Annotated in this window: 23 protein-coding genes and 3 pseudogenes; 10 read left to right on the forward strand and 16 right to left on the reverse strand. The window is 37.8% G+C overall.

Features of this window, described 5'->3' with window-relative positions:
* Positions 1-410: 410 nt before the first annotated feature.
* The 3 genes and pseudogenes from ACE01T_RS17740 to ACE01T_RS13645 form a co-directional block, all read left to right on the forward strand.
* A pseudogene (locus ACE01T_RS17740) lies at positions 411-521 on the forward strand (putative metallopeptidase); the annotation flags it as partial.
* Between the two features lie 351 nt (positions 522-872).
* Complete coding sequence (locus ACE01T_RS13640) at positions 873-2030, forward strand: MFS transporter (RefSeq protein WP_300044735.1); 1158 nt, start codon at positions 873-875, stop codon at positions 2028-2030.
* 255 nt (positions 2031-2285) lie between these two features.
* Positions 2286-2765, forward strand: a complete 480-nt coding sequence (locus tag ACE01T_RS13645) for a hypothetical protein (RefSeq protein WP_086197360.1) — start codon at positions 2286-2288, stop codon at positions 2763-2765.
* Between the two features lie 82 nt (positions 2766-2847).
* Here the strand turns inward: ACE01T_RS13645 and accC are convergent, their stop codons facing one another.
* From accC to ACE01T_RS13670, 5 genes are all read right to left on the reverse strand, one after another.
* Complete coding sequence (accC, locus tag ACE01T_RS13650) at positions 2848-4212, reverse strand: acetyl-CoA carboxylase biotin carboxylase subunit (protein WP_086197359.1); 1365 nt, start codon at positions 4210-4212, stop codon at positions 2848-2850.
* Between the two features lie 17 nt (positions 4213-4229).
* Positions 4230-4649: an acetyl-CoA carboxylase biotin carboxyl carrier protein gene (gene accB / locus ACE01T_RS13655; protein WP_086197358.1), complete on the reverse strand. Its 420-nt coding sequence runs from the start codon at positions 4647-4649 to the stop codon at positions 4230-4232.
* Positions 4650-4665: 16 nt separating this feature from the next.
* Positions 4666-5121, reverse strand: a complete 456-nt coding sequence (gene aroQ, locus ACE01T_RS13660) for a type II 3-dehydroquinate dehydratase (RefSeq protein WP_086197357.1) — start codon at positions 5119-5121, stop codon at positions 4666-4668.
* 332 nt (positions 5122-5453) lie between these two features.
* Complete coding sequence (locus ACE01T_RS13665; protein ID WP_251992252.1) at positions 5454-5630, reverse strand: hypothetical protein; 177 nt, start codon at positions 5628-5630, stop codon at positions 5454-5456.
* Between the two features lie 102 nt (positions 5631-5732).
* Positions 5733-6107: a DNA polymerase Y subunit UmuC family protein gene (locus tag ACE01T_RS13670; RefSeq protein WP_251992251.1), complete on the reverse strand. Its 375-nt coding sequence runs from the start codon at positions 6105-6107 to the stop codon at positions 5733-5735.
* 850 nt (positions 6108-6957) lie between these two features.
* Between ACE01T_RS13670 and ACE01T_RS13675 the strand changes: the two genes are divergently transcribed.
* Entirely contained in the window at positions 6958-7098 is a 141-nt protein-coding gene (locus ACE01T_RS13675; RefSeq protein WP_166169875.1) for a hypothetical protein, read from the forward strand.
* Positions 7099-7223: 125 nt separating this feature from the next.
* On the opposite strand, the gene ACE01T_RS13680 is transcribed toward ACE01T_RS13675, so the two are convergent.
* Complete coding sequence (locus tag ACE01T_RS13680) at positions 7224-7844, reverse strand: LexA family protein (protein ID WP_251992250.1); 621 nt, start codon at positions 7842-7844, stop codon at positions 7224-7226.
* 128 nt (positions 7845-7972) lie between these two features.
* On the opposite strand from ACE01T_RS13680, the gene ACE01T_RS13685 reads away from it, so the two are divergent.
* The 4 genes from ACE01T_RS13685 to ACE01T_RS13700 all read left to right on the forward strand — a co-directional run bounded on the left by ACE01T_RS13685 (position 7973) and on the right by ACE01T_RS13700 (position 10943).
* On the forward strand, positions 7973-8338 hold the full coding sequence (locus ACE01T_RS13685) for an immunity protein Imm33 domain-containing protein (protein WP_086197356.1): 366 nt from the start codon (positions 7973-7975) through the stop codon (positions 8336-8338).
* Between the two features lie 138 nt (positions 8339-8476).
* Positions 8477-8734, forward strand: coding sequence for a hypothetical protein (locus ACE01T_RS13690; protein ID WP_086197355.1), 258 nt, complete (start codon positions 8477-8479; stop codon positions 8732-8734).
* Between the two features lie 4 nt (positions 8735-8738).
* On the forward strand, positions 8739-9488 hold the full coding sequence (locus ACE01T_RS13695; RefSeq protein WP_086197354.1) for an ATPase: 750 nt from the start codon (positions 8739-8741) through the stop codon (positions 9486-9488).
* A gap of 690 nt (positions 9489-10178) precedes the next feature.
* Positions 10179-10943 carry an alpha/beta fold hydrolase gene (locus tag ACE01T_RS13700; protein ID WP_086197353.1) on the forward strand — a complete coding sequence of 255 codons (765 nt, stop codon included), beginning with the start codon at positions 10179-10181 and terminating at the stop codon, positions 10941-10943.
* 25 nt (positions 10944-10968) lie between these two features.
* On the opposite strand, the pseudogene ACE01T_RS13705 reads toward ACE01T_RS13700, so the two are convergent.
* Positions 10969-11145 (reverse strand): annotated as a pseudogene (locus ACE01T_RS13705) (M15 family metallopeptidase); the annotation flags it as partial.
* 1 nt (position 11146) lies between these two features.
* Between ACE01T_RS13705 and ACE01T_RS13710 the strand changes: the two are divergent.
* Positions 11147-11390 (forward strand): annotated as a pseudogene (locus ACE01T_RS13710) (OmpA family protein); the annotation flags it as partial.
* A 178-nt stretch (positions 11391-11568) separates the two neighbouring features.
* On the opposite strand, the gene ACE01T_RS13715 reads toward ACE01T_RS13710, so the two are convergent.
* Both ACE01T_RS13715 and ACE01T_RS13720 read right to left on the reverse strand, forming a co-directional pair.
* On the reverse strand, positions 11569-12990 hold the full coding sequence (locus tag ACE01T_RS13715) for an amidase (protein WP_086197444.1): 1422 nt from the start codon (positions 12988-12990) through the stop codon (positions 11569-11571).
* A gap of 128 nt (positions 12991-13118) precedes the next feature.
* Complete coding sequence (locus ACE01T_RS13720) at positions 13119-14534, reverse strand: aminotransferase-like domain-containing protein (RefSeq protein ID WP_086197352.1); 1416 nt, start codon at positions 14532-14534, stop codon at positions 13119-13121.
* A 170-nt stretch (positions 14535-14704) separates the two neighbouring features.
* Here ACE01T_RS13720 and ACE01T_RS13725 point away from each other — a divergent pair, with 170 nt between their 5' ends.
* Positions 14705-15550 (forward strand): hypothetical protein, encoded by an 846-nt coding sequence (locus tag ACE01T_RS13725; protein WP_143222723.1) that lies wholly within the window; start codon positions 14705-14707, stop codon positions 15548-15550.
* 72 nt (positions 15551-15622) lie between these two features.
* Here ACE01T_RS13725 and ACE01T_RS13730 read toward each other — a convergent pair whose 3' ends face one another.
* The 7 genes from ACE01T_RS13730 to ACE01T_RS13760 form a co-directional block, all read right to left on the reverse strand.
* Positions 15623-15781 carry a hypothetical protein gene (locus tag ACE01T_RS13730; protein WP_165493301.1) on the reverse strand — a complete coding sequence of 53 codons (159 nt, stop codon included), beginning with the start codon at positions 15779-15781 and terminating at the stop codon, positions 15623-15625.
* Between the two features lie 967 nt (positions 15782-16748).
* Positions 16749-18155, reverse strand: a complete 1407-nt coding sequence (locus ACE01T_RS13735; protein WP_395519458.1) for a zonular occludens toxin domain-containing protein — start codon at positions 18153-18155, stop codon at positions 16749-16751.
* An 84-nt stretch (positions 18156-18239) separates the two neighbouring features.
* Positions 18240-18518: a DUF2523 family protein gene (locus ACE01T_RS13740; RefSeq protein ID WP_395519459.1), complete on the reverse strand. Its 279-nt coding sequence runs from the start codon at positions 18516-18518 to the stop codon at positions 18240-18242.
* Positions 18519-18520: 2 nt separating this feature from the next.
* Complete coding sequence (locus tag ACE01T_RS13745; RefSeq protein ID WP_395519460.1) at positions 18521-19777, reverse strand: virulence factor TspB C-terminal domain-related protein; 1257 nt, start codon at positions 19775-19777, stop codon at positions 18521-18523.
* Positions 19778-19869: 92 nt separating this feature from the next.
* A complete protein-coding gene (locus ACE01T_RS13750; protein ID WP_395519461.1) occupies positions 19870-20136 on the reverse strand; it encodes a hypothetical protein in 267 nt (88 codons plus the stop codon).
* Between the two features lie 214 nt (positions 20137-20350).
* Positions 20351-20653: a hypothetical protein gene (locus tag ACE01T_RS13755; RefSeq protein ID WP_395519462.1), complete on the reverse strand. Its 303-nt coding sequence runs from the start codon at positions 20651-20653 to the stop codon at positions 20351-20353.
* Positions 20637-21896 carry a replication initiation factor domain-containing protein gene (locus ACE01T_RS13760; RefSeq protein WP_395519463.1) on the reverse strand — a complete coding sequence of 420 codons (1260 nt, stop codon included), beginning with the start codon at positions 21894-21896 and terminating at the stop codon, positions 20637-20639. Before ACE01T_RS13760 ends, ACE01T_RS13755 begins: the two co-directional genes overlap by 17 nt.
* Positions 21897-22009: the final 113 nt, after the last annotated feature.

The following is a 22009-nucleotide window of genomic DNA, read 5'->3' on the forward strand; positions in this document are numbered from 1 at the left end:
AAAAAGCTGCCGACACACAAGGTGACCCAAATTGAAGAATTGCTGCCGCACTGCTGGAAACCTGAATCGAATTAAAAATTGGTATGGGATTCAGCGGACGCTTACGTTCAATGTTAGGTTAGAACATGCCATGCAGCTCTGATGCAGATTACGATTAATAAAATGACTATGTATAAAAGAAATCCACCAATTCCAGATGCTTGATCAAGTCTGTAGTGATAAGCAATAAAGAGCAGAAACAGAATCCCAAGGATATAAAGCATTGTGGTTCTTAATTTTTTAATAACTATTGGCAACATGATAAGTATTGAGGTGAGGAAATGCAAAAAGCTGTGTTTCCTATCAATTCCTATTCAGATGACTGAATATTTGAATGGCGGGCATGATTTCACTGTGGCGAAATTTGATATTCATTTGCTTGGGCTTCATTGGTCGCCGTAGCAAAAAAAGCGTATGGTACTGGGTCTCAATGTGAAAAGGTCATGTTTAACCAAGGTGGATGGAAGAAAGTATGCCAGGAATAGCACTACAAACTCACTTCCATACCCATACTCACCATCAAAAAAACTATCCCAAACAGTTCAGCCTAATTCTCTCTAGATTTTTTATGTCAATTGAATGTTTTTTAAAACAAACAGCTCAATAAAGAAAGTCCCTATAAAATATATTTATATCCATTTTATAAATTTTTACTCTAAAATCAGTAAGGTTAGGGCTACTTAATAGGAGTCTACAAAAAATGAAAAAATATTTATTTTAATTTTTGTAGACGGATTTGTAGACTATTGAAGTGCAATTAGTGGCAAAACCATGCAATGTGATGCAACTATTAAATGTTTTAAGTTATTGAAAATACAATGGAATGCAACTAAATGCTAAGCTTTCCAATCCAGCACAAACTGTCAGGATTCTACTTCTTCTACTATTCCATCGTTGGTACGTTCATGCCTTTTTGGAATTTGTATCTGGAAGATCAAGGCTTTAATTATCAAGAGATTGGATTGTTATCTTCAATTGCAATCATTACCCGCTTTTTCGCGCCGTTTATTTGGGGGTGGATTGCCGATAAATCTGGCAAAAGAATGCTGTTGGTCCGTATAGCCACATGGATGGAATCCTGTATCTGGTTCATGATTTTTTTGATCCCAAATACCTTTCAGTCTGTTGCACTGCTTATGCTGATTTTCAGTTTTTTTCAGAATGCCATTTTAGCGCAGTTTGAAGGGGTTACGTTGTTCTGGTTGGGGGATAAGCGCAATCAGCTGTATGGGAAAATCAGAAAATGGGGCTCGGTGGGTTTTATTGTAGGCGTTTTTGGTATTGGTGCCTTACTTGAAATTGTCGCTATTTCCATGCTCCCGCTGATGTTGCTATGTATCGCATTTTTGGCTTTTCTTTGGTCTTTTAGCATTAAAGAACCCAGCACAGCCCCACAATCGCAACAACAATTAGAACCGTTATTGCCGATATTAAAACGTCCTGTAGTGGCTGCTTTTTTTGCTATTGAATTTGTTTTGTTATTTTCCCATGCGCCATTTTATAGTTTCTATAGTAATTACTTGCATCAAGCCGGTTTTTCGACGACTGAAATTGGTTTGTTATGGTCCGTCGGGGTGGTTGCAGAAATTATCATGTTTGCTTTTGCCCATATTTTCTTGACCCGGTTTTCGTGGCGCAGTCTAGTTAGTTGCTGTCTGGTCCTGACCGGTGCACGGTGGATTGTTGTGGGACTATTACCTCATCTCTTGGTGGCACAGTTTTTAGCCCAAAGCATTCATGCCTTTAGTTTTGGCCTGTTTCATATGATTGCCATGCGCATTATCTTTCAAAACTTTTCCGCAGGTCAGCAAGGCCGCGGTCAGGCCATGTACAGCACCATGTGGGGCTTAGGTGTCGCTTTAGGAAGTATTCTGGCTGGAAGATATTGGCAAGTCATCTCAGGAGAGATGGTTTTTGTTCTTGCTGGGCTTTCAACAGTTGTGGGTTTGCTATTTGTGCGCTGGCTACCGAAATATATTCAACATGGCTAAAAAATTTTAAAAAAAGTCAGTATTTTACATTTATGGCCAAGATTGCCGCTGTGTGGTCTTTATTATACAGCTGCATCAATACGAAAAATTCTTGTTTCAGTGTCGTGATAAAACTATTGATTCTTTCGGCTTGATAGACCAATTTTTTGTGCAAATTCAACCTGAAATTATATTGTTGTAATATGGTGATAAATACTGGTTTTTCATAAAAATATGCTAAGTTATAACAAAGGATTTTTAGCACTGAATTGATGTATGAAAAAAACATATTTTACAATTTTACTTACATTGTGCTCATCTGTTGCGATGGCAAATGACAATCAAGCTGTAGTCGCAACAGAAGAAAATGATCGAGCTGAAAATTCGAATACCATTCGTATTGTGACTCGTCCAGAAATTGTTGGCTTATGGGGGATGCAAGTTGCCAACAATAATAAATGCATTGAATATTATAATTTTAAATCGAATAACAATGTCATTATTAAAAGTGGCCAGGAGTGGTCATCTGGAATTTATGATTTTCAACCAGCTCAAGAGGAACGTTCCTTATTATCTGCACTGGTTTTACAAGTAAAGTATGACAATAATGAAAAGGATTGTTCAGGTCTGCAAGAAGACCAGACTGGTGAGATTTCCCAATATTTCGTGCAGTGGAAAAATGCATCAACAATAAATTTTTGTAGTAATGAAAAAGCTGAACAGTGTTTTGCCACCTTGCGCCGTGTTTTACCTTAATTATTGTTCATGATTTTATAAATATATCGTTATACAGATAAAAAAACCGCTCATAAAGAGCGGTTTTTTTATATCGGTTTACTTAAGACGCTTCTTGATAAGCTTCCAGCTTTTTCAATAAGTGTTTTTCCAGATAGTGAATATCCATCGCTTCTTTACAGAAGTTTTCATCTTCCAGAATCAAATCCCGATGTAAAGGAATGTTGGTTTTCACTCCGGTCAGGATGGTTTCTTCTAATGCCTGTTTCATGCGGGCAATAGTCGTGTCACGATCTTTACCATGGGCAATGAGTTTTGCAATCATTGAGTCATAATAAGGCGGAATGCTGTAACCTGGGTAAATATGCGAATCCATACGGATACCTGCACCACCTGGAGCATAATAATTTTCAATTTTGCCCGGAGATGGAAGGAATGTGGTTGGATCTTCCGCATTGATACGGCATTCAATAGCATGACCACGTACTTCCACTTGATCCTGTTGAATTTCAAGACCGAGTCCGCCAGCAATACGCAATTGTTGCTCAATGATATCGATACCCGTCACCATTTCGGTAACAGGGTGTTCAACCTGAACACGGGTATTCATTTCAATGAAGAAGAATTCACCATCTTCAAACAGGAACTCGAATGTACCGGCACCACGGTATTGCATAAGTTTACATGCATTCACGCAGGCTTCTAAAATTTCAGCGCGAGCTTCTTCCGGTAAGCCTGGAGCAGGTGCTTCTTCCAATACTTTTTGATGGCGACGCTGTAAAGAACAGTCACGATCATACAAGTGAATGGCATGACCATTACCATCTGCCAAAACCTGAACTTCGACGTGACGCGGTTTTTGCAGGAAACGTTCCATATAAACCGTGTCATCACCAAACCACATTTCAGCATCACGCTGTGCAGCCTGAACTGATTCAAGCAGGGTATCGACACGTTCAACAATACGCATACCACGACCCCCACCACCAGAAGCAGCTTTAACGATCAGCGGGAAACCAATTTCTTTGGCTTCTGCAAGGGCATTGTGAATAGTCACTGCATGGTCACAGCCTGGTACTGTTGGTACACCGGCTTTCTTCATGGCAATAATGGCAGAAACCTTGTTACCCATCAGACGGATGTGTTCCGGACGTGGACCAATAAAGATAAAGCCAGAATTTTCAACAATTTCTGCAAATTCGGCATTTTCAGATAAGAAACCATAACCTGGGTGAATGGCATCTGCACCGGTAATTTCAGCAGCAGTAATAATTGCCGGGATGTTTAAATAGCTTTCACTACTTGCACCCGGACCAATACATACCGCTTCATCACAAAAGCGTAAATGCATCAGGTCTTTATCGGCATCGGAATAAATACCTACGGTTTTAATTCCTAAAGTTCTGCAAGCTCGGGTGATGCGTAAAGCAATTTCACCCCGGTTTGCAATTAAAACTTTTTGCAACATTGTGAATCCCCGTGGTCTTAGGCGCGATAGCGGAACAATGGTTGACCGAATTGAATCACTTCGCCATTTTTCACCAGAATTTCTTCAATCACGCCACTTTGAGTTGCTTCAATGGGGTTCATGATTTTCATGGCTTCAATAATACCCAGTGTTTCACCTGCAGAAACGGTTTGGCCCACTTTTACGAATGGTGCTTCACCCGGGTTTGGTGCTGCATAGAACACACCAACCATAGGCGATGTTTCAACTGCACCGCGTGGTGTTTTTGCAGCAGGTGCTGCAGCTGCAGTAGCTACAGGCATTGCAGGAACAGCTGCTGCTACCACAGGATTGCGACGGGTGAGGGCGATGGATTGGTCACCCTCTTTAACTTCGATCGCTTGTAAGTCAGATTCAATCATCAGGTCGATGAGTTTCTTGATTTTACGGATATCCATGAGACAGTATTCCTAATTATGATTGCTTAGAAGGTTGAATTTTATCGATGGCGAATTCCAGTGCAGCGCTATAACCTTTTGCACCTAAACCACAAATCACGCCAACGGCTTTATCGGATAAATATGAATGATGTCGGAATGCTTCACGTGCGTGTACATTGGACAAGTGAACTTCAATAAACGGAATAGCAACACCAAGAAGCGCATCACGTACTGCAACCGAGGTATGGGTCAACGCTGCAGGATTGATAATGATGAATTGAATGCCTTCTTTTTGTGCCTGATGAATTCGGTCGACAATTGCACCTTCCCAATTGCTTTGAAAAGTATTCAGGGAAACAGATGCATTTTGAGCTTGAGCGATGAGCTTTTGATTTATATCGTCTAGGGTAAGGTGTCCATAAACTTCAGGTTCACGCATACCGAGTAAATTTAGATTCGGTCCATGAATAACCAAAATGGTTGAGCCCATTCAGCTTGCTCCAATTATAAGTTTGCAAATATACCTTGCAAGATGTCAGCAAAGTTTGCGTATTATGGCAAATAATCCCGTATTTCTATTATAATTTGTTTAAATTGATACGGAAGCTATGTGTCAAAACTGAGCTATATAATGAGAACTTTGCAGGTAATTGGCAATGTTAAAAAATGACATTTTTTATAATTATTACTCGTTCTTACATTGTAAGCTAAATTGACCAAAACAGTTCATTTATTTTGTGTAACAGTCACGGTAGAATCATGAATAGGTAGCAGTTCCTTCCAGCAGATGGTATCGAGTGAGGAGTGGTGCGGCTGTTTCATCTACCAGACCGAATTGGCAGAATGATAGACCACCTGTATATAATCCGATCCATAGCGTTCTTGCATTTTCAACAAGGTGTTCATTAAATTATCCCATTGTTGAATCAATGCTAAAGGTTGCCCTAAGCCATGAATATAGTGCTGCTTAACAGATAATGCACTAAAAATGACTTCCACATTTCCACTTTCAAATATTTATAATTTATTTAAATAAAACATTTATTTGCTTTAATGATATACCATTTAAAGCCAGCAAGTCATCGCTTGCATATTCAAGACTTAGCGCATAAGACAGCCTATTTTTATAGGGTGGGCCAGATATCTTTTCATAGCGTGAACATGGACACAGGCACACAGTTGCTGCTGCCAGTTTAAACGTTTATGGGCACGGATGACATGAAAAATCACTGCATATTTGATGATTGATTTTTTGGTCCATACTGTAGCGAAACTGCGTGATGAAAGAATACTTTTTGCTGGTGTTACAGGATCATTGAATGTAGTACATGATTGACCTTTTAATTCAGGAATTGTCCGTGCAATCATCACCGAGAATTGTTTTCCGAGATGATGTTTATTGGCAAAAGTTAAGTCATAGCAACTATAAAATTTATAGTCTTGAAACTGTTTGCCGTTTTTACGACCAATACCCAAATTTCGATGACCAGTGTTTCTACGAGCAGGCTTTCATAACTGCATAAGTCTAAATGTGGTAAATAGCACAGAGACTTATTTTAACAAAATAACTGGCCTGTTTGGCTTGGGTCTTAGTAATGCCACTCTTATGCAGCATAGTAAACTCAGTGATTGCTCAATGAGCTGGATTAAGACTCGACAATATTGTTCTAGATCAAAATATTTTGCATAACTGCTGTGCTGGTTAAAACAATCATCAATTTAAGGGGGAGTTGATGTTCTAAATCATCAGATGGAAATGCTGTTCCAGAATCCCCAAAAGCGCTTTGACATATCTGTGTATAAAGCGTAGTTACTGAAAGATACTTTGACTCCTAACAGGCCAAGTCTATTGTTCAATTTTATAAAAATATAAGTACATTATTGGAAAGTATATATAACCACAGGTTGGCCATTTAAATGAGGATTAAATCTCCGTTCACAGCTTACATAGCAGTTAAGATCAATTAAGGCAAAAAGTTGGTTAGCCATTTTTCTTATTTTGAAATTGTAACGTTTTCAAGGTGAGGAAAATAAAATCGTTTATAAATTTCAATTTTTAAAAATTCGAATAATCAAGAGATCATTCGATAAAGAGCTTGAGCAGCATGTAAGGTTCAGTGTAATTAGCGTTAATAGCGTAAAGATGAGATTCAGTGATAGACTAAAAATCAGTAAATTAATATTTTGATCATTACAATGAATTAAGTCGAAACAGTTTGCAGGTTGGTTACTCAGAAATATCCGCTAGATTAATAAGAGTCGTAATTACATACGGCATATCCCTAGCAATCAGGGCTAGTAATCAATCGAAAGGATGGATATGAAAATGGCTAATCAACAACAATCGAATCCGCAAAGCGAAAATCAAAAGCATCAACAGCAACAGCAGCAACAAGACAATCAACGTCAGCAAAACCAAGGCAATCAACGCCAACAGCAGCAAAAAAACCCTCAACAGCAAAAATAATCCTAAAACTTGCTTAGGATTGATTATAAGCCTCAAGTTTACTTGGGGCTTTTATCTATCTTATCTGCGTATGTTAAAAGTAAAATTTTGATCTGTGCCGGCTATATATCAACTCATTAAATTTATTAGCGCAATTTTTTTAAAATACAGGTCACTACACCCCAGATCATCAATTGTTCTTCACTGCGCAAATAAATATCCGGATATTCTGGATTTTCTGCTTTTAACCAGATTTTCACTTCTCTATTTTTCTGTTTTTCTATCATTAATCGCTTAAGGGTAAACTCATTATTAATTAAAGCCAAAACAATATCGCCATGTTCTGCGTTCAAGCTACGGTCAACTAAAATCTGGTCATCAATGTCTATACCAGCATTCTTCATTGACAACGAATTTACTCGTAATACAAAGGTACTGGAGACGTTGTGTACGAGATATTGATTTAAGTCGATAACGTCTTCCGTGTAATCCTGAGCCGGAGAGGGAAAATCTGTCCCGACTGATTCCAACGGATAAGGAATATCGAGTTGGGTCTGAATATGTATTGAATGCAGTTCAATCTTCTGACTACGGTCATCTGCGGGTTTGGGTTTTAACCAGGACTTAATTTCAGATACTTTAGACTCGGGTACGCGCATGACCACAGTTTTTTCCTGATACTGCGTTTTGCGGCCAGCATTTTTGCGTTTTCCGCCGTGACCATATTGAGGGCTTATTGTAGATTCTGTTATATCTTGTGGTTTCATTTATATCTTTTTTGATTTTGTAACATTTTCAAGCTTAGCAAAAAATACTGAAAATAAAAAGTTTAGCCATGTTAAATCGTTCTAAGTTAAACTGTGGCTATTCGGTTTTTATCTGCCAGAGAAGCGCAATGTCAAAAAAATCCCAACAACTTTCACCCTTAGAAGAGCTGATTGCTGAACAGAAGTTATTGTGTGAGGAGTTCGATTCTGCTTACGTCCAGGTGAGTGGTGATGATGTCGTAGCTATTGCGGTTGAGACTTTAAATAAGGAACCGATTGTCGGGATTCGTAAAAAGCCTGAAACGGATGAAAATATTAGCTGGTTTATTTACGGGGGCGAACTGGAAGAGGGTGAAGACTTTTTCCAGACCATGACAGTTCGAGAGTTACAGGATATTTTACCTGAAGTGCTGCCATACTTGGCTTTGGCTGAGGGTTTCCGCTTTATGATTGATCGTGAAGATTATGAAGATGTGTGGAAGGAAGACCAATAATGCATGAGCCACGGAATCTGTGGCTTTAATTAACTTCACTGCAAAGCGTTACATTTCTATGTTGGTGTATTTATAGACAATTATTGCGGCTATGTTAATATAATAAGCAAATACACCTTGTGTAAGGGGAGTTGCTCCATGACAGCTTATACCATTATGAAAGCAGGCAAATATGAGGATGATATGATTCCTAAACTTGCCATACATGCTTTCCATCACGCCTTTAACAAAGCATGTGCGGTAGCAACGGTCGTTTATGCAAAAGATCAGCAATTACTACAACACGAAGTCAATGGACAAGAAACCGTGATTGCAGACCTGCACCAAAGCTATATAAGTGTTAATCATTTTCCTAAAGTTTTAAAACGCAAGAGAAAACAAGAGGCAGCTGTATAATAGAATGCCTCAACCAAGAATAAGAATGTTTGCCGGTCCGAATGGATCTGGAAAGAGCACAGTCAAAGAATATTTATTGCCCCATTATATTGGGGCTTATTTAAATGCCGATGAATTGGAACAGAATCTTCGCTTGAGTCAACGGCTGGATTTAATGATCTATCATCCTGCCTTAAAAGCTCAATCCCTCATTGCTTTCCTTAAACAGAAAAAGCGTCCTCAATCCGGTCAGCTTTTGGCTTTACTCCAACATGAACCCACCATAATTGATGACTGGAATATCCAGTTTCAGCCATCAGAAATAGATTCTTATCTTTGCGCACGAATTATTGACTATATTCGCCTGGAATTTTTGCGCTTAAAAATCAGTTTTACTTTTGAAACGGTAATGTCACATATCTCTAAAGTTGAGTTTCTACAACAAGCACAGCTGCAGGGATTTAAAACCTATTTATACTATGTTTCTACGGTTGACCCGAGAATTAATATTGCCCGGGTTAAATACCGGGTGAGTGTAGGTGGACATCCTGTTCCGGAGCAAAAGATTGTGGAACGTTATTATCGCAGTATGGATTTACTCATGCAGGCGATTGATGCCAGTGATCGTAGCTATTTGTTTGATAATTCTTCTAATGGCGAAAAAGCCGCTTTTATTGCCGAGATTGAAGCGGCTGAAACATTGAAAATGAGCCCTGAGGTTCAACAGTTACCGTGGTGGTTTGCAGAAAAAGTATTTAAAGAATTTAGCGAATAATTCTTTATATCAAGATCTCTGGGATTAAAAACCCGGAAAAAATCAAACAAGATTTAACACCTGAATGGATATTATCTATCAATGTGCTGGATTATTATGCGCCGTCCAAAGCGACTATATTTATCAAAATAGCCTAAGCAAGAATAAATTTTTGCAGTTTATTTTCATACCAATCCTTCTGTGATTCTCCTAAAAGGGCAGTGCAGTTACTTAACTCAATTCCATTCAAAAGTGTTATACGTTGAATAATCAAATTCAGGTTTTTCTTTATCATGTTGTCACAATTATTGACCCGAAGATAGAAAAGAAGATCACGCTATACAAGAAATATTCTCCTGAATGAAACTACAACAAAAACAGATTTTGTTGAAATGCGTAACCGCCGTGATGCAACATTGTTTATGCCTAAACTGATTTTATCTGCTTAAAATTGCCTCTGAATTATTTTAAATAATTAAATCTAAAGTAAAAAAACAGGCTCAAAATAGGACATTGAGCCTAATTTTTTCATCTTAAGAACTTCCAGTTTTATGCTCTTTTGAACATCTCTTAAAACAGAACAATTCATTAAAAATTTGCCTATACCTACACAAATAGCCTAAGCAAAAAAATATTTTAGAAAATTAACAATTGATTAAATAGCTAATTTACTCAAAAATAATTTCATCTAAAAAGTAATGAAAGCACTCCATGATTTTAAATCACCAAATACATATTAATGAAACTGCTACAGCAAAAAATACGCTGGTATTTATTCATGGCCTCTTTGGCAGTTTAAGTAATCTAGGTATGCTGGCACGTGCATACTATGAATCTCATTCAGTCATTCAAATAGACATCCGTAATCATGGCCATTCAGCACATGCAACAGAAATGAATTATGCTGTCATGGCAGCAGATATTCTGGAAACATTAGATAGTTTAAATATTCAAAAATTTTCTGCTATTGGTCATTCCATGGGGGGAAAAATTGCCATGCAATTGGCAAATCAGGCAGGGCAGAGATTAGAACAATTGGTGGTTTTGGATATGGCACCATTTGCATACCGGGAAAGCCATCATAAGCAAATTTTTAAAGCTTTGTTTGCAGTCAAAAATGCACAGATTGAAAGTCGGCAGCAGGCGACCCAGATTATGCGTGAATATTTAAATGAAGAAGTGGTGATCCAGTTTTTAATGAAGTCTTTTAATAAAGGCCAATGGTTATTTAATGTCGATGCTTTATTTAATCATTACTCAGAAATTCTGGATTGGAAGATGATCCAGCCTTGGCAAAAAGAGGCACTGTTTATTCGTGGTGGTAAATCTGCCTATATCAGTAAGGATGAACATTTCAGTGCCATCAAACAGCAATTTCCGCATGCTAAAATTCAGGTTATTGATGATGCTGGACATTGGCTGCATGCTGAAAAAACGCAATCAGTTTTGGATGAAATGAATCGATATCTAAACTAAGTTTAGATATCAAATAGGTTCCCTGTTACTCAACAGCTTCATTGATAGAATCGGCCAACAGTTGACCTTCAGCCGTTAACTGTTCAGCCATTGCAGCAGTTTTTTTGAGTCTAGGCATACGATACTCACTATGACCATAATCTTGAATGGAGGTCCAACGGCCACCCCAAGTTAAACCGACCGATTCTGCAATGGTTCCATAAGCATTAAAGAAAGTGGATGGCAAGAAAGTAAAGGTGATTGGTCATACGGATAGCTCTGGTGATGCAAATAAAAACCTGATTCTAAGCCAACGGCGTGCAGCAGCAGTTAAAAACTATTTAATTGGGAAAAATATTGCAGCTGAAAATTTAACCGCAGAAGGTTTTGGTTCAAATCAATGTTGCTGACAATATCACTGCAGAGGGACGTCGGAAAAACCGTCGTATTGAGTTTAATGTTCAATAGATGTTTCCCATAAGTCCTTTTTATTTCTCTCTAAGCTTGGTTTTAAGCAGTGTTTTAAAATCAAGCATATGAGAAAAATAAAGAGGGTGTCAAAAATGATGAAAGACGTTTAATAAATGATTGTATTTAATATTCTATGGAATAAGGAAATAGGTCATTTCCTTATATATTTTTATGCTCAAGTATCCTGAATTCTACGCCAGGGTTTTGCCTGTTCAATTTCATAGGCCAATTCAATTAACGTTTTTTCATCACCAATATTGGCAGAAAGTTGCATGCTAATCGGTAAGCCATCCACTTGCGTTTGTCCCATTGGGATCGACATGCCAGGAGCACCCACCACATTTTGAATTGGAGTAAAAGTAACGTAATTTTGAATCCGATCAAATAATTGATCAAAGGGAAGTTGCGGCGACAGGTAACCAATTTGTGGCGTCGTATGCGCTAATACGGGAGAAAGCAGAACGTCATACTGGCTAAAAATGTCTTGATACTGTTGTTGCATTCTTTTTAAACGATACAAAAATAGCGGCGTTTTGTAAAAATTCTTCTTATAGAGTCCGGCAAGTCCTACCGTTAAATTATCCAGCTGTTTGACATTAAACCCAGCCCCAAACGCCTTTTTGCCAAAAGTTTGCAGCATAAAGGATAAAAAGCCCCAATATTCACTAAAATCGTCAACAAAGTTAATCGAGATAGGCAACTGAAACTCTTCAACATGATGACCCAAATCTGCAAGTAATTTCGCAGTCTGGTTGAGGGTGGATGATGTTTCCTGATCAATTTGGCCTGTGATGGATTGAGTAACCAGACCAATGCGTAAACGGCGCTGGATCGGCTGTTCGATTAGACCAATTTTAGGCAGTTTTTTATTATAAAATCTTTGCTCCATACCGGCATAAAAATAAGCCGTATCACGGACACTACGGGTAACTACACCTTCACTAATGATATTGATGGGTAAAGAACGTGCTGCATCACTATCAAAAGTACGACCGCGACTGGGTTTAAGACCAATCAAACCACAACAGGCAGCGGGGATGCGAATTGAACCGCCACCATCATTAGCATGCGCAATAGGCACTACACCTGAGGCCACCATTGCAGCAGAACCACCGGAAGATGCACCGCAAGAATAGTCCGTATGCCATGGATTGAAAGTCGCACTGCCATCTTTAAACTCTGTGGTGGCATTTAAACCAAATTCTGGCATGGTCGTTTTGCCTAAAACGACAAATCCCTGGTCTAAAAATTGTTGACTGATCTTGGGGTTAATTAATACAGTCTTGCCATTTACTGCTTTAGAACCATGACTGGTTGTAAGGCCCTGATAATCGGTATTGTCTTTAAAAAAGAAGGGCACACCTGCAAAAATTCCTGTTTGTTTGAAACGTGGTTTTGCTAAAGCACGCTCAAAACATTCAAGCTGAATTGCATTGAGATGTGGATTGACGCGTTGTGCACGTGCAATTGCCGCTGCAGTGACTTCCTGTACAGAAGCCTGTTTATCGCGAATTAATTGTGCGATACCCACGGCATCTAGATCGCTCATTACATCATTATCAAATGCATGAATACGTTTAGAATTTTGTGATTCCATATCATTATAGCCCCATATTTCCCAATATTTTTGTTTTTCATTTGGTCTGATTTTAATCAGCATAAGCGCAGACTACTGATCAGTGAATCATTTTACAGCATAATGACAATATTCGCTGTCAATTTAAACTAATCATCGACGATAACGCTTTGCAGCGTAGAAATAACCTTGTCCAATGAATGTTGAATTGAATCAGACCATGCAAATGAACAATTAATTCTTAAGTAATGCTGTTTTTGTGCGGTGATGTTAAAAAGTTGACCAGGTGCAATGCCAATTTTCTGCTGGATGAGGGCTTCATAAATGTACATGCTATCTACATTTTTAGGCAGTTTAAGCCATAAAAAATAACCACTTGGATGATATTCAACTTTACATCTGGCTGGTAAATTCAACTCTAAATATCTATAAAATAACAATTTATTATGCTGTAAATTTTTACGTAAATTGCGTAGATGTTTTTCATAATGAAAATTGGATAAAAATTCCACTAAAGCACTTTGCAGTAAGGAATTGACTGAAATCGTACTCATTAATTGCAGATGCTGAATATGCTGTGAGTATTTCCCGGCATGTACCCAACCCACCCGAAACGTCGCCCCCAGGGTTTTCGAAAAAGAAGAGCAGTGCAGGACTAAATTATTTTGATCATAATAAGTCATGGGTAACGGCTTTTTATGGCCAAAATACATTTCCTCATACACATCATCTTCAATCATATGAACTTGATATTGATGTAATAATTTTGAAATTTGAAACTTTATATCATCTAAAACGGTAAAACCTACCGGATTATGGCTATTTAGCATGAACCAGCAGAGTTTGACCGGATAGGTTTTTAAGATATGTTCAAAAGCTTCCAGGTCAAATCCATGTTTAGGATGTTCAGGAATGGTGACCACTTTTAGGCCTAAGCGTTCAGCTGCTTGCCAGGCACCATAAAAAATATTTTGCTGCAGGATAATATAGTCACCAGGTTTGGCAATCGCTTGTAAGGCCAGGTTTAGTGCATCCAAAGCACCCGATGTAATGACAATGTCATCAGGATCAGTGGGTATGCCTTGCATACAATAGCGTTGGGCAATCAGTTTGCGTAATGAAAAATTTCCTGGGGGCAAACTATCAATAGCATCATAACTTTTTTTATTACGCGCGATTTGTCCCATAATTTGCGTTAGTTTTTTGGAATAGACCAAATCACTGTCCGGAAACGCCGAACCAAATGGAACGATGTGTTCGCCTTGAATGGATTTCAGATATTTAAAAATTAATGAGTTGATTTCAATATTGGAATTGAGAGAAACAATTAAAGGAGCATTATGTTCATGGTCTGCATATGTATTTGCAATGTAGTAGCCAGATTTTTCTTTCGCATAAATTAAACCTCTAGATTCAAGCTCTTGATAAGCATTCATCACTGTAATCAGGCTAAAACCGGAAAGCTGCACTTGTTCACGTAAAGAAGGGAGTTTTTCATGGGCTTTAAGTGTGCCACTTTCAATCAATTGTCTTAATTGATGAGCAAGCTGTTCTGACTTATACATGTTGAAGTGTTAGTTATAGAAAGTGACTGTGTATAAATATAGCGCTATTTAATCAATATTAAAGTATTTTTATAACAGATTTGTTTGAAAATACTGATCTGTTATAAATTTTATGTCTGATGTTGTATCTATCAAATTTGAAAATATTTGCAATACTAGCCAACACTTAAATGCAAACGCATGATGAAAATATATGTACAGATGTGGAAATGGAGTTACAAATGTTTGAAATATCGCAACTAAATTTGATCCATCAGTTGCTGTCAGGATATGAAGTTTCTCCGCAGATTGAAGGGTTAATTAAGCAAAAATATTTAAATGTCGAAGCTACGCTACTCAGAGCAAAAATGCTCAGACAAATAGAAGCAGCAGGGCATATTGCTATTCTGCAAGACCCCATTACAGAGCATGTTGAAGATTTGGCTTATTTATTTTCACCCTTTATATTGGCAAATTTGAATCAAAAGGTTGTTTATTACACAGTCAAGAATGAGCAAAGTTTAAGCATTTTGTCACGTTATTATCAGGCCAACCAAAGTAACATTAGTTTTAATTTTGATGAATTATTGGATAGTTTGGGACTATCTATACAATTAAATGATGATAAAATGAGCCCGAAAGATTCATTTTATTTAAATTTAATCAATGCTTTATGTAATTCAAAAGTATCAAGAATAATTTGTATTACGCGTTTAGATATCAATCTGGAGCTGATTAATCCAATCGCTCATTTTCTGCATGTACAGATTCAAATCATCACACTGGAAAATCAAACTGAATACATAGATATAGATAAAATCAATATGTTACAGCTATTATTTAAGAACAAAAATGATGAATATATACAACTTTGTACAAAGCTTTCTAAAATTAATGCCAAATTGCTGAAAATGTTAGATTTATATAGCTTTGATCAAGCACAATTACTGGTAGATGATATGTTTTATTCAGAACATATTTTTGAAAAACTTTCGGTTTATGGTGAATATATGCAAACTAAAATTCAATATCATTGAACTAAAAAGCAGCATGTTTTATTAAGTATGCTGCTTGACCATAGCTTTAGTTATGTATTAGTTATGTAGAAATTAGGGAAGATATGAGTTATCTGCGCCAACCACAAATGCGACCCCAATACAGAACAATAAAGCGTAAATTCCAAACCAAATAATGGCTCGCTTGAAAGCCTTATCTGAAATTTCACTGTCAGCGTATTTTTGCTGCTTTTTTGGCTCTTGATTGTTCATCAGGCTATCTCAATTTATCTATCTGTTAGATTGATTATTGACGATGTAACAGCGTATCTATAGATACAAAAAAGTGAAATATTTATATAACAGTTATAGATACCTGGATATCAAACTGTCTGCTTCGATAATCGTAAAGGTGCGTATTCTAAAAGCGGACATTTCTACTTTGGGCTTACAAGACTAATTCGTATAATGTATATTATGTTAAATAAGATATCCAAGATTGCGCCCTACATAACTCAGCCGTTGGCGCAACTTCACTGGAGAGATTCACAACAATATTAATCTCTCCAGTGAAGCATCTTAATGAACATAATATACGTTATGCCGAAATCCGTGAGCCAAACGTATCCTGGCATAAACATATTCTTTTATCCTGGTGGAGATATATAAAAACACCCTATTTGATTCAAATTTAGTCAATCGTAACCCGCATGTTATAAGACGCTATAATCTTCCAATCGTATGATCTAACTTAATAAAAAGTACCTTTAATTGGTCAATCTCTCGAGATAAATCATCATTAGATAACTGCATGTTTTCTAAATGTTTTTCTAAACATTCAAGAATAAAAATATAATCATCTTTAAGTAAAACACCCTTATTTCGATTATAGCTAACTGTTCTATATAAATGTCTATTAATCATATTAATCAGTTCGGGCGGAACACGCCCTCTGCTATTCCCTATTAGATTCATTCTCCCGGATTTTGTAATCAAAGGGAAAAGGCGCAAAATTTAAACACCAATTCGGCACTCGTAGACACTCGTTAAAAAATATTTAAAAAGTTTTGTAACAGAGAAAAACCTTTAAAATCAGCATAAAAATCATGTTTTTTAAAAGTCAACCCCCTCTAAAACGCTCTAATTTGCGTTTTAAGCGATGTTAGCCAAGAGTGATACAAACACCCCAACGACACCGCTAAAATTGAAATTTGACATACAGAAAAATTTATGATTTTTTTTACAAAGAAGAAGTTTCAGGATTCAATTGTGGTTGTTCGGGAGCACTCCGCTCCCTCTGTTGCTGTTGTGATGAAGCAAAATAATTAAAAGGACGATAACCATCCAACCATTTTTGACAATCAGAAGCAGACACAGAAGGCATGTAGTTACCCTGCTGATCTATAGCCATTAAACGACCATTTTTCATTTTTATGACACCCGACATCTTTGGAAAATCAGTAGGCTGTACTTGTGGTTGATATTCAAAATCATAAGGCTTGTTGGGATTGTAAGAAACGGTTTGAACAACTTGACCGGTAGAAGTAACAGAAGAACCGTTTTTAGATAAATCATTAAACCATTTAACGCATTCAGGCTTATCTAAATTAACTGCCTTTCGACATTCTTGTGATAGATCCAAAGGAACATTAGAAGCTTGAGTGGATGTGGAAGTTTGTTTATTAACGTCCAAAGGCTTATTGGAAGTTTCTTTTTTCACTTCCTCTGTTTTTTCTTTAGAGCCAAAGATTGTACCCAAGAAATTATTACCACCGCCAAAGAGCATATTACCAACCATAAATAATCCGAGTAATGGAATAATAAGGATTGCGAATAATTTAAGAGGTACACGCAGCTTAACTGTGTTGGCTGTTGCAGACTCGTAGTATTGATACAGTCGTTTAGGATAGTTAAATCGAAAATCACGTTCAGCAGTAAGCTTGTTCCCCAAGCTATTAGGCTTATCTCGACAGTTTGCCCAAACGTAAACGGTGGCAGAAGGCGCACCCCACCCACGATGCAAGTGATAATGTAGCCCAACAACAGCCCTATAATTGGTATGCACAAGTGAAGGAAATTGAGTAATTCCATAAATATCAAATGCTCTGTGACGGTGAATAGTTAATTGTTTGACAATATTTTCTTTGTCTTGTTTGTTATCGGTTGAATATTCATAAATGAGCTGAATTTCATCATAGAAAATAATTGAACCATCAGGACATTTGCGCCAATCAATTTCGATAGGTCGAACATTAGGAACTTTTAAACCGTCAATATTGGCATAGATATGACGAACGTCTTTAAGAGTTTTAAGATCAAGATCAAGATCATTTTTAATAATCTTGCAAATACCGTTATAGAACTGAATATCTAAAAATATGTTTTCAGTACGTAATTGATCGTTGAGATAATCAAAATGATCAGGGTCAAATAAAACGGTTTCCTGTTCCTTAGTCTTTTTACTAAAGTAAGTGTACGAAGCAAAATAGTCAGCAAGATTATGTTTCTCAATTAATTCTTTATTATGTTTAAGCGCAGCAGCGTTATAAATCAAAGCACGTTCATTTGCATCTTCATATTTAACAATGAGTGAAACGGCATAAAGGGTCTTTCCTGCACCAGGTGTACCAGTAATCAAATGCAACATTATTTATTCTCCTTTTGCGACCCTAGACACCGCACCGCACCCGCGCGAGCCGACGGGATGACGGATGCGGATGTCTTTTGGTCGCTATGCTTTTTTCAACATCAGCTTTTGCGAATTTAGGGTTAAACGAGTGACGATAGCGCCAAGAATTAAAGACATTGCAATGTCAAAACCTGCTAAATGAGCAAGTCCAAGAACATCGGCAGAAACAGAGCCAACAGAATTTTTTAAGACATTAACGGCAGAAGAAAAGGCAGTAAGAAAAATAGCATTACTACCCAACATTAGACCTGCACCAGTAAGAACGTTTTTTAATGTGCCTTTCTGTAATGATGTGAGTAAATCGGAAAGCTTAGACCACATTTTTAATCATCCTCCGTTCTAATACCTGCAACAATTAAGGCAGCACTAAAGGCAGAAATAGAAATAACAACAGGCTTAATAAATTCTGCAATCTGACAAACAGGGTCAAAAGAAAACTCAATAGTTTTATTTAGACCCATAAAATTTATGTCACTGGAGAGAGGAGCAGGACAAGAACCACCAAAAGAAATATCAGTATCAACTTCAATATCTTGTTCAAGATCAAGAATTTCTAATTCTGTATCAGTATTTTCTTCAGGTTGATCATAGTATTCTTCTTTTACTTTTGCCCAAGCTTCGGATATTGAAGTTGCCCATTCTTCGGCTTTTGTTTTTCCAGTTTCCCACCAGTTAGTAAGTGTTTGAGGAAATGAAATTACAGTTTGGGCAGCTTCACAAATAGTAGGCGCCCAATCACAGAAGATAGGAAATGTTATAGAGAGATCAGTAGCTTCGGGATTTGCTTCATTTGGCTTTGCTTCTCCTTGAGCTTCATTGGCTTTTTCAGCTTCAGCAGCATCGGCAGGTTTTGTAGTGGCATTGGCTTCTGCCTGTGAAGCGATAGGACGTGCTTTAGCATCATCTTTTTCAGCTTCGGCAACAATGTCAGCAGCAGCAGCAGTAGTAGCAGCTTGAGCAGATGAATCACCGCTTTCAGCATTAGAAATAACTTGCTGAGCTACAGTAGGCAAAGGTAAATATTTTTCTTCACGTTCAGAAGGTTTAGTAGCTTGATAAGATAAAGACCATTGATCATTTGTGCCGTTTGGTCTGGTGCATAGTGCGTATTTTCTTGAATGGTCATATCCGCGGTATGTTTGACCTTTTTCAGAACATTTAGCTTGAGCAGCAGCAGTACCCGAAGTGTAAATATAATTAACACCATCAATAGCCCAAAGACCAGTTGGTTCTTGAGGGGGATAATAAATAACACGGTTATTTTCAGGATCAAGAACCCAATCAACAGCACCAAGCAATTGTTCAACAGCAACTGATAAAGCATAACCAGCAGCACCACGTGCAAGAACTTTTGCTACTTGTGAAGCCGTTGGTGTAATTTTTACTGATGATTCTTTTATATATTTTTTTCCATTAATGACAACATTTTTTGTAGCGTCATAAACAGTTGATGCACCTTGAGCAACAGCACCACCCAAAGTCCAACCGCCAACATTAGCAGCAAATGTAGGACGTATAATTAATGCTGTGACAAGAAAAAAAACTATAACTTGCTTGCTAAAAGATGTAATGCGACCCATGTGACCACCAACGGAATCCAGTATAAGATTGATGCTTGCTCTTCCATATATCCCCCAATAAAAACGCCCCCAAGCGGAGGCGTTAATACCAATTACTTGGCTGTACGTTTGAAGTAAGACCAAGCAATGCCAATACCGATCAAGACAACAAGAGTACCGATGATGCCGACAACGGCAGTTTGTACACCCGATAATTCTTCTGTTGCACCCGTAAAGTCCAAAGAAGCAGCAGCATTAGCACCTGATGTAAGCATCAAAGCAGAACCAGTAACAGCACCTACAAATGCAGCATCTTTAACACGTTGAGCGAGAGTAGGTTTTTTTTGCAATAAAATTGCATTGTTTGGATTATTTGACATTTTCATGCCCTCTTAGAAAAGTTATTGAAAAGTGCAAAAGCGATGATTAAAGCGTATATCCCAATAATGGGTGTCCCCAACATAACCATTTGCGCTTTTGTTATTGCCAGTTGATCAAGCAAGCTAACTTGCTCAATCCATGAAACACACGTTTGCAAGCCACTGGCATCAGGTAAAGACAATTGACTGCAAACGTATGACATCTTTTAAATCCTTAATTTGCAGCTTTTGGCTGAACCTTTTCAGGCACCAAATCAACAAGAATTGTTTTTGAATCACGGCCATTGTTTACAACTTGCAAAGTTGCTTTAGCTTTAAATGGCGGTTCTAATTTTTCGATAAGGTCATAATTCGAAGAAAGCCCCCAAGTGTATTCGGTACTAACAATGCCCTTAGATCGCTCGCCAGCGAGCATGCCAGTTTCGATATAAACCTTGGTTGAATCGTAAGGCTTACCGTTCATTTCACCTTTTGAAGCTTTAAAAGCGGTAACTACAACATCAGATTGCATTAGCATGAGTAAATTCCTTATATGCGGAGTTATTGACACCAGCCACGCCTACAAATAAAGGCATTTCATCGAGAGAACTTGTTGGTTTACACGCATCAAGCGAAGACTGTATTGGCTGTTTTAAACGGATTGACTGCATCACAGCAGCATGAGAAAACTTGAGACGCTTTGGCACTTCATCTTTAGGAGATGAAAGCATTGCAATTAATTGATCAGACTCAATAATTTTGGAGTATTGACGGATATATTTGCCGAATTGTTCACGAACAATTTCGATTGAACGATCCCAATTGATTTGAGAGGTTTTTTTAACAACTTGAGTTTTTTCAGGTGTTACAAAATCTTTTTCTAATTGCTTGGCAAGCCATTCAAAGCAAGGATAAGCACCTAAAAAATACTGTGAAGGAGACAGCAGAATATCAAGCGGGATATAACGATCCTTAGATTTAAACTCGACTTCCGCCCGTGTCCAAGGACTTAGAGGACTGCCCTCTTTTTTACCCCGTTCATAGAATCGGCAATATTTTCCACTGGTACGATCACCAACACAGAACGAACGACCTTTACCACTTGGACGCTTCCAAGCCCCGAACTTTTCAACTTTTGGAGCACGACCACCACACCAGAAGCCATACAGATCATCCCAATGGTCAGCAACATCTACAGAGATATACTTTCCTTCAAAGTCATCATAAGCCAAATCGCAACGGGTAATTTTTGGATTAACACAGCCCTTAACTATTTCAATGCCTGTTAAAGAATCAAAGAAACGCTCATAAGAAGTAAGCCATTTATATAAACGGAGCTGCCAGCCTTTACGAGCCAAAGCACAGCCCGAACCGTTGATTTGTACAGATATTTTCTTAGAGCTATGGCCATAAAGCACCATGCCGAGCATATCTTGAAGTTCATAGGCAAACTTGTAGTTGTGCATGCCCTTTTCACGTTTCTTTTCTAAGCCAAAGCCAAAAATCTCGTGAAGATGATGATCTAAGAAGGTTTCAATACCGTAGGTTAATGAAGATTCGGCATTATCAGGATCAATAGAAAAGTATTCTTTGCCCAGGGTAGATTGGCAAAAACTGAAAGTTAACCAGTCATGAGAAGCAATGCCATATTCATCACATGGAACTGAATGCAGAATTGGCACATTGCCCTTTTCAGTTAGAACCATTTTTACGTTGTCGAGCTTCCGAGGGAAGGTGAACTCATCACATTTCAGGCGAGGATCAACTGCCGTAACCCCCATATTATAAACATAGGTATCTACACAATTTCCGAGCTTTGCGTTAAATTGAAGAGCATGCTCTTCAATTTCACATCTCTGGTCTGGATCAGCGTCTTGTCAAACGCTATAACAGC

It is taken from the genome of Acinetobacter uliginosus, assembly GCF_044130295.1.
Lineage (GTDB): Bacteria > Pseudomonadota > Gammaproteobacteria > Pseudomonadales > Moraxellaceae > Acinetobacter.